This is a genomic window from Fluoribacter gormanii (assembly GCF_900156395.1).
Taxonomy (GTDB): domain Bacteria; phylum Pseudomonadota; class Gammaproteobacteria; order Legionellales; family Legionellaceae; genus Legionella; species Legionella gormanii.
The window spans coordinates 65101-80242 of sequence record NZ_FTNL01000009.1; the positions used below are offsets into that span (position 1 = coordinate 65101).

Consider the following 15142-nt stretch of genomic DNA (forward strand, 5'->3'; position numbering starts at 1 on the left):
ATTGCCGAACAGTGGAACCCTTTACTTTCATAAGGAAATAGAAATGTATCAAAATATTTTAGTTGCGATTGATGATAGTGATACATCAATGCAAGCCTTCCAGGAAGCAATTAAGCTAAGTAAAGTGCATCAGGCAAAATTACGAATTGTGCACGTTACAAATGAATTTTATGCTCCTTATCTTGGAACCGGGGTTGATTATGAGAAGCTGGAGGCTTCATTCAAAGAATATGGTCAACAATTTTTGAATAAGATGCAAACTATAGCACGCCAACAGCATGCCGACTGTGAAACACAGCTTCTTGAAATGAATCCTTCTAACGAGAAAGTTGCTGAAAAAATAATTGAAGCAGCAAAAAATTGGCCTGCTGATTTGATTGTCATCGGAACACATGGCCGTCGAGGCTATCAGCATTTATTGCTTGGTAGTGTCGCAGAAGGTGTTATTCGCAACGCTCCCATGCCGATTCTTCTAATTCGAGGCAAACAGTCCTAAAGAATTCGACTGCAGTGACTTTGTTTTTTAGCGAAGAGTTATCCATCTCCTGGCATGCACCAGAATGGAAATTCTTTCGCTGACTTGGGCTGATATGCGATTGGTTGATTCCTGGAGTATTTCTTTTTTTGCACATAGTATACTCTCATGAGCTTGTTATAATGCAGCCAAAAAATACTTATTGGATTTATTTAATGCAACAACTGATTAATGATTTTCATGAATTGGAGCAGCATTTTTTCTCGCTCATTAGCTTACACTGCCTAAACCATCAAACCATCACTGCGTTTGAAACTGGTGTACTTACAGCAGGACTTAATCCTGCTTTTGTAACTCAAACAGATAAGGAATTTTTAAACGATCTCACACATTGCAGATCCTACTTCACTCAAAAGAATGTACCATGGACAATTGTTATTGCAGAGCAGACACTGATTTTTTCACAACAAAAGCGTCAATTTCTACACGATTATGAATTAACCGATACCGGTATAGGAATGGCATTCAATCTTTTATCGGCTCCACTGCAATCCCTGGATAATCAAGTTGAATTCAGAGTAATGAATGAAGATCTAGATACCTGGGGAGTCCCACTGGTTCATGGTTTTCAATCAACCACAGAAATTAACCAAGTTTATACTCAAAGACACAATGAAGCATTGAACAAGTGTAAAGGAATTTATCATTTATCTGGTTTTTTTGCCGGAGAAGTAGTTGTATCTATGACCTTAACAGTAAAAAAACACCTTGCACGTATCGATGATTTAGCCACAATACCCCACTTTCAAAAACGCGGTTTTGCTAGTGCGATGATGACTTATGCCTTGAGAAAAGCATTGGATTTAAACGTCCAAACCTGTTTTTTAGAAGCGTCCAGCGCAGGCCTAAATCTCTATAAGCGCATTGGTTTTCAACCCCTTTTTACAAATCATTACTATGAAATTAAGAATAATTGCTGCCCCCAAAGCAACGATCCAGATTAATCTATTTATAACAATAAATGACATGGCCTTTCAATTCAAAGGATGTCTTAAAATCTTGGGAGGATTTAGCAAGATTTTTCACCATCCATTGGCTGGCATCGTTACTTGGATAGCGCAATGTGAAATTTTTTCTTAGCATTGGAACCAACTCCAATTGCGCCAACTGTAAATGAGGATCAAAAGTAAAAAAATACATCAACGACAAATCACTTTTGAACTCTTCCCAGCCTCTTATGCCCTCATAATCATTAATCAAATCGCCACAACCATAAAAAATTAAACCTTGATGGTACCATTCAATACCCATGGGATGATGTGATGAGTGGCCATGAATCACGTTAACACCTGCCTCATCAATAAGTCTATGAGCAAATTGCTGATGTTGGGCTGGGATCTCATACCCCCAATTACCCCCCCAATGAATGCTGACAATGCATAAATCGTCTGTTTTTCTATAATTCTCAATTACGTTCTTTATTTGCTTGATGGAGTCTTCTTCCAGATCCGATAGCAACCATACTCCTGGTTGTTCCTGAGTAGCGCCCCACTCTTTGAAAATACCACTGGAACCAACTCCCATAGAGAACACGAGAATTCTCCCCTTGAAACCTGGAATAAAATGAATTGCTGGTGCAGTCGCTTTGTGAATGTTATTTCCAGCACCAGTATAACCTATTCGTGCCTTGTCCAGAGTCAATAGTGTTTCTAAAAGGCCTTCTCTTCCCCAATCCAATACATGATTATTTGCCAAGGCACAAACATCAATATGTGCCGAAGTAATAGCATCTATATTCTCAGGATGCATGCGATAATTGATCCCCTTGGATGGCCATGGAGTATTGCTGCAGGTAATGCTGGTTTCCAAATTAATTAAACGAAAATCTGGTTTCCTTATTTTTAACTCATTTAAGCCATCCCCCCAGACATACGCTCCTTTGTTGCCAAGAGGAATCGCACCATTGGCCCTTTCAGCAAGCGAAACATAATCACGAGCATCTTTGACATAAGATTCATAGAGTTGTGGTTCACAAGGATGCGTTAAAATTTGATCCACTCCTCTCCCGGTCATGACATCACCACATAAAAAAATCTGGAATGGGGGTAAAGCTGGCGACATGATGAGTTATCCTTTAGTATCGAGTGATAAAATCAGCTCATTTTTTCTACTAATAAAATAATAGTCCTAAATTGAGAGCGTAGTGGCAAACAACAACGACATTTTTTTCTGGAATTTGATGATGTTTTGTATTCGTTCTCTATGTTAATTCAAAGTCGATTTTTTGGCGGGATGTTGCGTCCCCTCCAATAGCTCTGAATCAGATACCTCACCTTTTCTTATTGTCATCTAAATGGATTATGCATCTTGAACCTAAGATTTATTGATTTGCGAGTTAAAAATTGAGTTACAATTGATCAACTTCGCCTCATGTCATGACATCACTACATAAAAAATATGGAATTAGGCTAATACTGATGACATGATCATTCATCCTTTGGTATATACTGTATAAAACCAGTTCGTTTTTCTACTAAGTAAGATAAAAATCTTAAATCAGGGGGAGTGGTGGAAAATAAACAATGGCAGTTTTCGCTCTGGTATATTTTGATGTTTTTCTGGATTATCCTCTTATTCCAGAACTTTTTTTTCGCATCACATCCTGTAGATATTGCCTATAGCGATTTTATAAAACTTTTAAAAGCAGATAAGTTAGATAACGTCTTACTATCCGAGGACTACATTACCGCAAACTTAAAACCCGATGGTTTAACAGAATTACTCCCAGAAGATAAACTCAAAGAAATAAAAGAATATGGTGGCAAAGAACCCCAAATCTCTACGGTTCGCATTAATGATCCCTCTCTTGTATCCGTTCTGGAAGCAGCAAAAGTAAAATTTAATGGACAAGCCGAAAACAAATGGTTAACTATGGTACTGTCTTGGATTATTCCTGCATTGCTTTTTTTTGCTTTGTGGAGTTTTTTGATAAGGCGCATGGGTTCAGCTGCTGGCGGAGTTCTGGATGTTGGGAAAAGTAAAGCTAAAATATACATGGAAAAAGAAACACATGTATCATTTCAAGATGTTGCTGGAGTAGATGAAGCAAAAGCCGAGCTTATGGAAGTAGTCGAGTTCCTTAAGAATCCGCAGCATTATACTCGTATCGGAGCCCATATACCTAAAGGAGTACTTTTAGTTGGTCCTCCTGGAACTGGTAAAACATTACTCGCGCGAGCTGTGGCAGGTGAAGCAGGAGTGCCATTTTTTTCAATTAATGGTTCAGAATTCGTAGAGATGTTTGTTGGTGTTGGTGCCGCGCGCGTACGAGATCTCTTTATCCATGCCCGAGAAACAGCTCCGGCAATCATTTTTATTGATGAGCTTGATGCGTTGGGGAGAGCTCGTGGTGCATATCCCCTTGGCGGTGGACATGATGAAAAGGAACAGACGTTAAATCAGTTACTCTCAGAAATGGATGGCTTCGACCCCAGCGAAGGATTAATCTTGCTCGCCGCGACGAATCGACCGGAAATTCTTGATCCGGCATTATTGCGTGCTGGACGTTTTGATCGCCATGTACTCGTCGATCGACCTGATAAAAAAGGTCGAATAGACATTCTAAATGTTCATCTGAAAAAAATAAAAAAAGCCTCCGATGTTGATCCCGAAAAAATTGCGGCCTTAACGCCAGGTTTTTCTGGTGCAGATTTGGCAAATCTAGTCAACGAGGCTGCTCTGCTTGCCACGCGTCATGATGCTGACTCTGTAAGCATGGATGACTTCACCAACGCTGTTGAACGAATCGTAGCAGGTTTGGAGAAAAAAAATCGCTTACTCAACCCTGAAGAACGAAAAGCAGTGGCTTATCACGAAATGGGTCACACTTTGATCGCCCTTTCTTTACCTAATGTAGACCAGGTACACAAAGTTTCTATTATTCCACGCGGTATAGGGAGTTTGGGATATACCATTCAACGACCTACTGAAGACCGTTATCTGATGACTGAGCAAGAATTAAAAAATAAAATGATGGTCTTGCTCGGAGGCAGAGCAGCAGAATTTGTTGTATTTGGTCGATTTTCAACGGGAGCAGCCGATGATCTTGCCAAGGCAACAGATATTGCACGAAGTATGGTCATGCGTTACGGTATGGATAAGGAACTCGGACCTGTAACCTACCAGAAAGAACATTCACCGTTCCTGGAATCTCCAATGACATATCACGATCGTGAATTTAGTGAAGAAACCGCTTGTGAGATTGATACAGCAGTCCGCAAAATTATCCAAAATGTATTTGATGATGCCGTAGATATTATAAAAAAACATATTAAAATATTAGATAAAGGCGCAACTTTATTATTGAAAAAAGAAACCCTGAATGAAGAAGATTTAGCCACATTACATATCAAATAATAATCTTGGGTACTGCGCTGCATGTAGGTTACATAACTGACAATATATCGTTTTGTTTCATTGATTCGTCACAATATGCTTTTGACTTAATGGTTGTAAAGCGCTCGTTTTATCAAAATGAATTAATCCATCGAACTGATAAGGAAGTCGCGTAAAAAAGTAATGGCTAAAGCGTTCAGTATCTGGAAGATAAACCACGCCTATAGCCCGCTGCAAGCGAGGAATATTTAAATAATGTTCCAATTTCTCATTATTAAGTAAGTTTAAGAAAAAATTCTTGTATTTTAACTGATGAAAGAGTTCTTCATAGCTTCCTGGCAAACCAGGTCTTACTTGCTTTTTCTCTCCAGGTCGTCCCCAATCAGATGCAGCCATAACAGTGCCCTCATAAGTTGAGAAGCCAAGGGAATAAGCATGTATACCATATTGCTCGCGTACCAGCTGGCCTAGATTAAATTCATCACGCTCACCCATTTCAGTCGCACGCGAATCCCCTACATGCGAGTTATGCGCCCAAATAATGATTTTGGCCGGCCTATTGAATCGTGTTTCCAAATGATCAGCCAAGACATTAAGCGTTTCTGCCATATGAGTATCTCGGATATTCCATGTAGAAACCCTACCTTCCAGCATAGAGCGATAATAATTTTCTGCATTTTTTACCAATCGGGCATTTTGAGTTGCAAAAAAATATTCATCTTCAACGGCAATTCCATCACGATGCAGGTATTCAAACGCACGGTGTTGCAATTCAACTAATTGAGCCACAGCTTCATTAATACAGGATTTTTTAATTCCGGCGCTAATTAGATAGCCGTACATTTGGGGATCTTGATTAAGATGATCAAAACACGCATAACGCTGTTTGGCACGAAGTGCCGCCTCAGGATCGATTTTATTCAGAAAATCAATTACTGCTTGCATGGATGAATTTAAACTATATAAATCAAGACCATAAAATCCAACTTTTTTTGCTGCAGGCAAACTGTCGTTATACAGACGTAACCAATTAAGAAATGGAGGAAGTGTCGTATTACGCCACATCCAGGTTGGAAATCGCTCAAAAGCATCCAAAGATTGCTCACTATGAGCTATAGTTCCTTCTCCCTGTAAATAACGATGAACACGATAAGCATCAGGCCAATCCCCTTCAATTGCAATTGCCATAAATCCGCGCTCTTTAATAAGATGCTGGGATATTTTAATACGGGTCTGATAAAATTCATGCGTTCCATGGGATGCTTCGCCAATCATTACAAAACGAGCATCTCCTATTTGCTCAAGCACCGCATCATAATCTTCATCCTGAGCGCCCAAAGGAACAATAGTATTATTCAGTTCATCGACTAGTTTATGCAAAGCATCCTTATTCATAAAAGCCTCCTCAGACACAAACATTATCGAGTACAATATTGGTCAAACCATTTTTTGGCTAAGTTTGAAACCTCCTGTAATGTTCCAGGCTCCTCAAACAAATGAGTTGCCCCTGGCACCAGTTCCAATTGTATGATGCAGCTCATTTGGGACATCGCTTGCTGATTAAGCCCAATAACTACATCATCATCTCCACCAACAATAAGTAACGTAGGACTCTTGACTTTAGGTAAATAGTTTCCGGCTAAATCGGGTCTACCACCACGTGATACAATCGCTTGGACAAAATTAGGCGCCTGTGCAGCTGCTACAAGTGCCGCGCCTCCTCCTGTGCTCGCTCCAAACAAACCAATTGGAAAATGATAGGCTGAAAATTCTTTGGTACACCATTGAATTACATCAAGAAGTCGAGATGCTAATAGATGAATATCAAAACGAAACTCACGAGTAACATTATCAATGACATCTTCCTGTGAGGTAAGCAGATCAAAAAGCAACGTCGCATATTTTCCTTCATTCAGGGTACTTGCCACATATTGGTTGCGACTACTGAATCGACTGCTGCCACTTCCATGCACAAAAATCACCATGCCTTTCGCTTCCTCAGGGATAAATAAAAAACCATTGAGGTAAACATTTTTACTGGGAATAGTTACTGGATGTTGGATGTCTGCGGTATAAGCGTTCATGGGAGTTTCCTTTTCCTGAACCGATTATTATTCCAAGTATAGACTTATTATTGAAGTGCGACATTAATACTTAGCTTATTCTGATAACAGGAGTTATTGCATAGTAAAAAAAGAGCCTATATGATTAAGTTGCCTTAGAATCATATCAATTTGATGTGATAATAGCGCTCTTGCATCACAGGAGATTTTGCCTTAGTACGAGGCATTTTTGTTTCGAGGCGCGTAATTTACATGAAGTAAATGAACACCGCACCAACAGAGATAATGCATCAATAAACGAAAAAATGCATATGCAAGGGCTCTGATGAATAACTTAGGGATAAGGAATTATAATGGGCAAAAATAATAAGCAGGCAATTTTATTTGCCGGGAAAAACAATTTTGATATTCCTACAGGATTCGTTGCTCAAAGAAGGGCTGAATTAATTGCTGCCAGAGAACAATCCAGATTAAGATCAATGATATTCGTTGATACGAATAATACTCATACGAAACCACTGACTCATCTTACCAAATCAAGGCCCCAAATAGAGCATAAAAAACCTTCACGCACTCGGCGCAAACCCAATGCATCATCGCACGATTTTTTTAAAAAAAATGAGCAACTAACAGCTGGCACAACAGATATAAACTTAGCTGTAGACTGGCTTAAAGAGTTGAAAAATACAATATCGGATGCATGGATTGCCTATAATAATTATTATAAGCTGGGTATCAACACCCGCCAACCTAATGGATGGTTTAGTTGGTGGCGCCATACCGACGATGGGCAAAAAAGAGCAGAGAAAATCAACGATGAAGCAAAGGCAAGCGATAATGCTGATAAGATTATGCAGCAAATGGAACGATTTTTCGAAGATCCTTCCACTCGCTATGAAAATCACTCTTTTGCCTCTTATTTATTGGAACAATTCAATCGTCTATTAGAACGCTATGAAGGTAAACCACGGCCAGGAATAATTTATAATAAGAACTATTGGCAAACAATTGCCGAACAATTGCACCTGTTAATGGCCAACGAAGAATATAACCATAGCTCAGAAGCACCAGTTTTGTGATTCTCAGTTTAAAAATAAGGGCTATTATTCATGCATAATCGGAATCCCTGGGCTATAAATTCCCCCATTGATACTTTTTTCTTTGATTGCGATGGTACCCTCTCCCTTATTGAGGGCATTAATGTATTAGCAACGACAAACGGAGTCGCAGAGCAAGTACATCAGATTACTGCACGATGTATGGGCAAAACCGGCATGACTCCCAGTGATTATCGCCAGCGATTGGATTATGTACAACCCACTCGAAAACAAATAGAAGAGTTATCGGAGTGCTACAGACAACATATTGCTCCTGGAGCAGCGGAACTCATTCAGCTATTACAAGGTTTGAATAAAAAAATCTATATCATTTCTGCTGGGATTAAACTGGCAGTAGTTCAGTTTGCTCAGACTTTAGGAATTCCTGCGAGTAATGTTCTCGCAGTAGAAGTGTATTTTGATGAGCAAGGGAACTATCAAGGATTTGATGAACAAAGTAATATGACCCAAGGCAATGGGAAAACGATAGAAATTGCCTCGGTACTCAAACCCGATGAGCGCTCTTTATTGGTAGGTGATGGAGTAAGTGACTGGGAGGCTCGAGAAATAGTAACACGCTTTATTGGCTTTGCTGGCCTCAATCCCAAGGAATGGGTGAAAAATCACTCTGATTTTTATATCAGAAACGCAAGCTTTTACCCAATAATCCCTTTAGGGCTAACTCAGAATGAGTTGAAAAAATTACCTTCACAATATTATGCTTATTATGAACAGGGGCTTACTGAAATTGATAACTCTGATGTTCTGATCAAGGGAGATGACCATGTTTATCATTCAAGTTCTTGATAATATATCACCACAGGGCTTGAGTTTGTTTCATCCTGACATTTATCAATTAGGTCTTAACCCAGTTGATCCCGATGTCATTCTAGTACGTTCCCATAAATTACATGATCATCCATTTTCAAAAAGCTTAAAAGCGGTAGCACGAGCCGGAACCGGTACTGATAATATCCCTGTTGAAGTACTTACACAGATGGGTATCCCGGTATTTTATGCTCCCGGAGCAAATGCCAATGCAGTAAAAGAATTGGTGATGGCAGCCATGATAATGGGTTATAGACATTTAGACGATACCCGCTCATTTATTACTGAACTGTCAAAAGAGGATAATCAATTATTCAACCGAGAAATCGAAACTAAAAAAAAGAAATTTATTGGCCACGAAATTTCAGGTAAAACATTGGGGGTTATAGGTTTAGGTAACATAGGCGTTAAAGTAGCGAATGCCGGGCTGGCTTTAGGAATGAAGGTATTGGGTTTTGATACGAATATGACTTTGACTAATGCTCTGGCATTGATGCCTGGAGTTGAAAAAGTTATGGAAATGAATGAGTTACTTGCTCACGCAGATATTATTACCCTACATATCCCCTTAAACGCAGCAACCACTCATTTAATTAATGAAGAAAATATTACCTTGGTAAAACCCCATACCCTTTTACTTAATTTTTCCCGTGAACAAATAGTAAGTGAAGCTGCGATTTTGCAACAATTAAATAATCAACAGATCATGGGATATATCACAGATTTTCCCACAATTAATCTGGCTGGTCATCCCAATGTTTTGTCCTTTCCCCATTTGGGAGCAAGTACTCAGGAAGCTGAACAAAGTGCTGCAGAAATGGTCATTCGTAATATTTGTAATTATTTAGAACATGGCATCATCGAATATTCTGTTAATTTTCCTAATATATCGCTCTCGGCAACTCAAGTACCAAATTGTTACCGTATATTAGTTATCAACAAAAATGCTCCAGGAGCTATGGGTAAAATCACTCAAAATATATCAAAACTAAAATACAACATTGAACAAATGGAAAATAAATCACGTGGGGCAATCGCTGTGAACCTGATTGATATATCCGGACCTAAAGAATCGTTAACCCAACTTTGTGAGCAATTAAAACACATTCCCAGTTTAATGGATGTACGATTGGTTTCTAACGCCCATAAAAAATAAAATAAGCTTGTTTTTTGAAAAACCAGTTTTTCTTTACTACACTCTTATATGTTGTTCCCTTATTAAGATCGTTTTCATTTTATAAGGATTGCTGTGCATAATATTGAGTTACTCGCCATTCGTGATCATAAAACAAATGGCATGGCGGTTTGTTTAAAACCCAAAATTCCTTACATTATTACCCCATCTCTGGTACATGAGATTCGTAAGTTACAAAATAAAATAGCAGAACAGTACTATGCAAAACCATGGGATGGAGTTTACTACCTGCTTTGGTATTTACATTCTGATACAACACCATGGAAAGGACTAGACTTTCATTTTATTCACGAAGCATTACTAAATCATCATGAACATCAAATAGAAATCTACATTGAAAGTGTATTTGAATTGCTTTTTATTAATTATGTAGGCTTGGGCCTCCCCTTAATTAACTGCTCTTTTATAAACAGAAAACTAAGCGGCATTTCGCAAGATTTCTTTTATTTAAATCGAGTAAACTTCATAAAACGATATAAAGAGTTGAATTGCTCGTGCTCTAATAAACTGCCTTTTAGTAAATTGAATTTTAATCCTGAAATAAAGAAAGCGTCACTTCCCTTAAAGATTTATACTCGTAATAATTTTTATGCTTTTGATGCGTTTAATCTGAATTCAATGAAAAAAATTCTTCACTCACATCGATATTTACCAATACCACAGCCCCAACAAAATGAAATAAGACTCACTTTCAATCAAATAAGCCAGCAGACAATCGCACGAATTTACCAATTAGCCTCAGAGAACATCAATTTAATCGAACGTTTCTCCGTGCTCCAGTCAATAGCTAGCCGAAAATAACCGGAAATACAGTTTATACAATAAAAATAAATGGCAAGTACTCACATTTTAAATGCATTGGGATATAATATGTAAAAAAATTACACACCCAGGGTAAATCAATGTTCGGCCTGAACGAAAAAGTAGGAAAATCTTTTTTTAAAACAGCAAATCCAGGTGAACTCTTCGTTACCAGTCGTTTTTTCACCTTACAGGGTGAAGGGCCTTTTCGTGGACATCCTGCCTATTTTATTCGTCTGGCCAAATGTAATTTAGCATGTTCATTTTGTGATACTTACTTTGACGTTGGTGAATGGAGAAGTTTTTCCTCTTTATTGGAGGAAGCAGATACCCTAATTGGTGCTTTTTTTCAGAATCGGAGTCTCCCTACGCCTTCCTGGGCCCAGGGGCGGGCAAAAAAAATAATTTTAGTCATTACTGGTGGAGAACCCTCACTACAACAAAATTTATCTGCCTTTTTAGAGGCTGCTCAACCGTATTTCCAACAGACCCAAATTGAATCGAATGGTATTGCTATTTTATCGGACCTTCCTAAAAGCACGATATTAGTAGTTAGTCCCAAATGCCTGGAAAAAAATGGAAAAACGATTCGATACTTGGAACCCAATGCAAAAATGCTGGAGCGAGCTGATTATTTGAAGTTTGTCATGTCAGCCCCTGAAGAGGGTCAATACAAACCTTATAGCGAAATACCAGCATGGGCACATGAATGGGCTGAAAAAACAAAGAAACAAGTGTTTGTGAGTCCCATGAATAGATACCAAAAAGAACCGCAACGTGTTCGCGCCATTCGTGATAAAGGACAGGACCTGACTTTGGCAGAACGTTCTGAAATCAATGAAGTGGTCAGCTTTTGGGAGCCAGGTCTTTTAGATCTGGAAAAAAATCAACGTAATCACGAATATGCAGCAGAATATTGTATGAAATATGGATTTATTCTTAATTTACAAATCCATCTTTTTGCAAGCTTACCTTGAGTAAGTTAATGAACCTTATGTCTTGCTTCATCCCATGTCTTGTTGCTGGGCGCTAAGATCACACTACTCTAAAAGACAGCTTACTATTATAGCTCTCTACGTATTGCGCTTTAGGCCTGAGAGATGGTCACAAAAAAGGCCCTCTTTCAGGGATAAACCGCGGGACGTAGGATAAGATAAATAACTTAATAGAATATGGCGAAACCTATAAGTTTTCTATAAAAGTGTAAATATACTCGAGTTTCGCTGCGTTGCACCCAGCTTCAATTCATAGCCAATCATTAATCAGAACAGACCATGTCATGACCACAACATGTTGGTGATTTAATTTTCCCACATCCATTAGGACATTTGGCTACTTGAACCGTACCGTCGTTCGTTTTTACAACATCACTAACCAATGGTGAATTGCATTTGCTGCACGTTAAGTTTTTCACACCCATTCCACATTTATGACATTTGTATTCCATTAGAATTCCTCCCTGATAAAAAGTTTCTATCAATATAGACACAAATTATGAACTTGTATTCCTGAGGTTTACCCTAATGCAGTTGCGACACGAAATGCCTCATCAATATGGTTTTCATCAAATACCTGAACACCGTGTTCCATTAATAATGCGGCAGTAACACCTGCACCTTTTATTAATGTGCGAGTAAAAGTTCCATCATAAATCTCGCCTGCCCCACAAGAAGGGCTTCTGGCCTTCAAAATAGCAACACGTATGTGATATTTTTTTACAAGCTCAAGTGCTTTCTGTGCCCCTTGAAGAAAAAAACCAGTTACATCCTGATTGCTATTTGTTTTGACTAAAGCATTGTTCTTTAATACATCAGCGCCCGATTTTTTATTCTGAATCTCCGCAGGAGATCTTGGTGTAGGTAGTCCACCAGCCATTTCCGGACAAATGGTAATTATTTTTCCTTCCTTAAACCATTGCTGAAGAAGTGGATGGTTTTGTAAACAATCGCCCCCATCATAACGAACTTTTTGGCCAAGAAGACAAGCGCTCATAAGTATTTTAGGCATAAAAATTTTTGGTTTAATAAATCACATCGATAACGAAACTATAGTTTATAGCACGTGTTGAAACAAGGCTGTTTTAAAGCACAACTCGTCGCAATCTGAGTGCATTAATAATCACCGAAACAGAACTTAATGCCATTGCAGTTGCAGCGATAATAGGATTTAGCAGCAATCCGGTTACTGGGTACAACACCCCTGCTGCCAAGGGAACTCCTAATCCGTTATAAATAAACGCAAAAAATAAATTCTGGCGTATGTTGCTCATTGTTGCACGAGACAGATGGTGGGCTTTAACGATTCCATTCAAATCACCATGAAGTAAAGTAATACCAGCACTTTCAATCGCTACATCAGTACCTGTACCCATCGCGATACCAATATCCGCTATTGCCAAAGCTGGAGCATCATTCACCCCATCCCCTGCCATTGCGACAATAAAACCTTTCTCTTTGAGTTCAGTAACTACGCGACGCTTATCCTCAGGCATAATTTCAGCAATCACATTATTGATGCCCAACCGACTCGCTACTGCCTCTGCGGTTTTTTGACTGTCTCCAGTGAGCATATAGACCTCAATCCCATTTTTTTGCAACTCAAGTATGGCATCAGGTGTGCTCGATTTAATGGGATCCTCAACTGCCAGAATCGCCACAGTTTCACCTGCAACAGCCAGAAACATCACGGTTGCTCCTTCGGCACGTAACTCATCTGCACTCTCAATAAGTGAAGTATTATTTGTCCCATATTCTCGCATCAATTGCAGGTTCCCAAGTGCAATTTTTAAACCATCGATTGTGCCAATTACTCCTTTACCCGAAACTGCTTCAAAATCTGATACTGCGGCAAGTGATAATTGCTTCTCTTTTGCTGCTGTCATGATTGCATTGGCAAGAGGATGTTCACTTTGATGTTCCAGTGCCGCCGCTAGAGCGAGTATTTCATCAGCTTCAAACTCATTTTCTGTGATAATTTGGGTTAATTCAGGGTGTCCAAGCGTCAGAGTACCCGTTTTATCAACAACCAGAATTTTAACTTGCTCCATTTGTTCTAACGCCACCGCATTTTTAACTAATACACCATTCTGCGCCCCTTTGCCGACACCAACCATAATGGACATAGGTGTGGCTAATCCTAGAGCACAAGGACAAGCAATAATCAGCACCGAAACTGCTGCAAGTACACCATAGCTGAAAGAAGGCTGCGGGCCCAGGAAGAACCAAGCGATGAACGCAACTACAGCAATCAAAATGACTGCGGGCACAAACCAAGCTGAAACAGTATCAGCCAACCGTTGAATAGGAGCACGACTGCGTTGCGCTTCACTTACCATGTGTACAATGTGAGATAGCATCGTATCGCTGCCAACATGCTCTGCTTTCATTATAAAACTGCCATTTTGGTTTATTGTGGCTCCAATCACTCTTGAGCCCACATTTTTACTGATTGGCATCGATTCCCCAGTTACCATAGATTCATCTACAGTACTATGTCCTTCAAGCACTTCACCATCTACAGGGATTTTTTCACCAGGTCGAACATGAAGCTTGTCCCCAACCTGGACTTGATCCAAGCTTACTTTCTCCTCGTTACCTTTTGGATCAATTCGGCGCGCACTTTCGGGAACCAGGTTCAATAAGGCACGAATAGCCCCCCCAGTTTGTTCTCGAGCTTTTAATTCCAGAACTTGTCCGAGCAAAACCAAAGTGGTGATCACTGCGGCTGCTTCAAAATAAACGTTAATTATTCCTTGATTACGTAATGCAGCAGGAAATAAACCAGGGAATACTAAAGCAATAGTGCTGTAAACCCATGCAACACCTATACCCATAGCAATAAGGGTGAACATGTTCAGTTGGCGTGTTTTCAGTGAAATCAAAGCACGCTGGATAAAAGGAAAACCACACCATAAAACTACAGGGGTTGCTAATACAAACTGAATCCAGGCAGAACTATTTGCCGAGATAAAATCATGGAATACATGTCCCCCCATTTCTAATACAAATACCGGTATACTCAGAATAAGTGCGAACCAAAACCGATGCTTCATGCTTTTGTATTCTGGATTTTCTTGTTCTGCGGAAACACCTTCTGGTTCTAAGGCCATGCCACAAATGGGACAACTTCCTGGCGCTGATTGACGAATTTCTGGATGCATAGGACAAGTGTACATTCCGGTCACAGTCCGATAACTATCCGGATAACTTAGTTCTGATGTTTTTTTTTGATGATGTGCGAGATCACAATGTCCATGTTGCATAATTGACTTATCCCTATTTTTTGTTAG

At 39.4% G+C, this 15142-nt stretch carries 14 protein-coding genes; 8 read left to right on the plus strand and 6 right to left on the minus strand.

Annotated elements, in window-relative coordinates:
- The first annotated feature begins 43 nt into the window (after positions 1-43).
- A complete protein-coding gene (locus BW930_RS07295) occupies positions 44-496 on the plus strand; it encodes a universal stress protein (RefSeq protein ID WP_058468499.1) in 453 nt (150 codons plus the stop codon).
- A gap of 161 nt (positions 497-657) precedes the next feature.
- A complete protein-coding gene (locus BW930_RS07300) occupies positions 658-1479 on the plus strand; it encodes a GNAT family N-acetyltransferase (RefSeq protein WP_238587881.1) in 822 nt (273 codons plus the stop codon).
- A 1-nt stretch (position 1480) separates the two neighbouring features.
- On the opposite strand, the gene BW930_RS07305 is transcribed toward BW930_RS07300, so the two are convergent.
- Positions 1481-2596 (minus strand): CapA family protein, encoded by a 1116-nt coding sequence (locus BW930_RS07305; protein ID WP_058468500.1) that lies wholly within the window; start codon positions 2594-2596, stop codon positions 1481-1483.
- A gap of 447 nt (positions 2597-3043) precedes the next feature.
- Here BW930_RS07305 and ftsH point away from each other — a divergent pair, with 447 nt between their 5' ends.
- The gene (gene ftsH / locus BW930_RS07310; protein ID WP_058468501.1) at positions 3044-4891 is read left to right on the plus strand and encodes an ATP-dependent zinc metalloprotease FtsH; all 1848 of its coding nucleotides are present in this window, start codon (positions 3044-3046) and stop codon (positions 4889-4891) included.
- Positions 4892-4948: 57 nt separating this feature from the next.
- Here the strand turns inward: ftsH and BW930_RS07315 are convergent, their stop codons facing one another.
- Both BW930_RS07315 and BW930_RS07320 read right to left on the minus strand, forming a co-directional pair.
- A complete protein-coding gene (locus tag BW930_RS07315; RefSeq protein ID WP_058468502.1) occupies positions 4949-6265 on the minus strand; it encodes an erythromycin esterase family protein in 1317 nt (438 codons plus the stop codon).
- A gap of 23 nt (positions 6266-6288) precedes the next feature.
- Positions 6289-6954, minus strand: a complete 666-nt coding sequence (locus tag BW930_RS07320) for a dienelactone hydrolase family protein (RefSeq protein WP_058468503.1) — start codon at positions 6952-6954, stop codon at positions 6289-6291.
- Between the two features lie 332 nt (positions 6955-7286).
- On the opposite strand from BW930_RS07320, the gene BW930_RS07325 reads away from it, so the two are divergent.
- The 5 genes from BW930_RS07325 (at position 7287) to BW930_RS07345 (ending at position 11831) form a co-directional block, all read left to right on the plus strand.
- Positions 7287-8012, plus strand: coding sequence for a TIR domain-containing protein (locus tag BW930_RS07325; protein ID WP_058468504.1), 726 nt, complete (start codon positions 7287-7289; stop codon positions 8010-8012).
- A gap of 30 nt (positions 8013-8042) precedes the next feature.
- Positions 8043-8837 carry an HAD-IB family phosphatase gene (locus tag BW930_RS07330; protein ID WP_058468505.1) on the plus strand — a complete coding sequence of 265 codons (795 nt, stop codon included), beginning with the start codon at positions 8043-8045 and terminating at the stop codon, positions 8835-8837.
- Positions 8815-10014 (plus strand): 3-phosphoglycerate dehydrogenase family protein, encoded by a 1200-nt coding sequence (locus BW930_RS07335; protein ID WP_058468506.1) that lies wholly within the window; start codon positions 8815-8817, stop codon positions 10012-10014. Before BW930_RS07330 ends, BW930_RS07335 begins: the two co-directional genes overlap by 23 nt.
- 93 nt (positions 10015-10107) lie before the next feature.
- Positions 10108-10854, plus strand: coding sequence for a hypothetical protein (locus BW930_RS07340; RefSeq protein ID WP_058468507.1), 747 nt, complete (start codon positions 10108-10110; stop codon positions 10852-10854).
- Positions 10855-10955: 101 nt separating this feature from the next.
- Positions 10956-11831 (plus strand): 7-carboxy-7-deazaguanine synthase QueE, encoded by an 876-nt coding sequence (locus BW930_RS07345; protein WP_058468508.1) that lies wholly within the window; start codon positions 10956-10958, stop codon positions 11829-11831.
- A 281-nt stretch (positions 11832-12112) separates the two neighbouring features.
- Here the strand turns inward: BW930_RS07345 and BW930_RS07350 are convergent, their stop codons facing one another.
- The 3 genes from BW930_RS07350 to copA form a co-directional block, all read right to left on the minus strand.
- Positions 12113-12301 carry a hypothetical protein gene (locus BW930_RS07350; RefSeq protein ID WP_076547503.1) on the minus strand — a complete coding sequence of 63 codons (189 nt, stop codon included), beginning with the start codon at positions 12299-12301 and terminating at the stop codon, positions 12113-12115.
- A 68-nt stretch (positions 12302-12369) separates the two neighbouring features.
- Complete coding sequence (locus BW930_RS07355) at positions 12370-12861, minus strand: 2-thiouracil desulfurase family protein (protein WP_058468509.1); 492 nt, start codon at positions 12859-12861, stop codon at positions 12370-12372.
- 73 nt (positions 12862-12934) lie between these two features.
- Positions 12935-15115 carry a copper-transporting P-type ATPase gene (copA, locus tag BW930_RS07360; RefSeq protein WP_058468510.1) on the minus strand — a complete coding sequence of 727 codons (2181 nt, stop codon included), beginning with the start codon at positions 15113-15115 and terminating at the stop codon, positions 12935-12937.
- Between the last annotated feature and the right edge of the window lie 27 nt (positions 15116-15142).

Bases quoted from the DNA above. Each gene is read 5' to 3' on its own strand.
- BW930_RS07295 (WP_058468499.1), top strand. From the start codon at position 44: ATGTATCAAAATATTTTAGTTGCGATTGATGATAGTGATACATCAATG.
- BW930_RS07300 (WP_238587881.1), top strand. From the start codon at position 658: ATGCAGCCAAAAAATACTTATTGGATTTATTTAATGCAACAACTGATT.
- BW930_RS07305 (WP_058468500.1), bottom strand. From the start codon at position 2,596: ATGTCGCCAGCTTTACCCCCATTCCAGATTTTTTTATGTGGTGATGTC.
- BW930_RS07315 (WP_058468502.1), bottom strand. From the start codon at position 6,265: ATGAATAAGGATGCTTTGCATAAACTAGTCGATGAACTGAATAATACT.
- BW930_RS07320 (WP_058468503.1), bottom strand. From the start codon at position 6,954: ATGAACGCTTATACCGCAGACATCCAACATCCAGTAACTATTCCCAGT.
- BW930_RS07325 (WP_058468504.1), top strand. From the start codon at position 7,287: ATGGGCAAAAATAATAAGCAGGCAATTTTATTTGCCGGGAAAAACAAT.
- BW930_RS07330 (WP_058468505.1), top strand. From the start codon at position 8,043: ATGCATAATCGGAATCCCTGGGCTATAAATTCCCCCATTGATACTTTT.
- BW930_RS07335 (WP_058468506.1), top strand. From the start codon at position 8,815: ATGTTTATCATTCAAGTTCTTGATAATATATCACCACAGGGCTTGAGT.
- BW930_RS07345 (WP_058468508.1), top strand. From the start codon at position 10,956: ATGTTCGGCCTGAACGAAAAAGTAGGAAAATCTTTTTTTAAAACAGCA.
- BW930_RS07350 (WP_076547503.1), bottom strand. From the start codon at position 12,301: ATGGAATACAAATGTCATAAATGTGGAATGGGTGTGAAAAACTTAACG.
- BW930_RS07355 (WP_058468509.1), bottom strand. From the start codon at position 12,861: ATGCCTAAAATACTTATGAGCGCTTGTCTTCTTGGCCAAAAAGTTCGT.
- copA (WP_058468510.1), bottom strand. From the start codon at position 15,115: ATGCAACATGGACATTGTGATCTCGCACATCATCAAAAAAAAACATCA.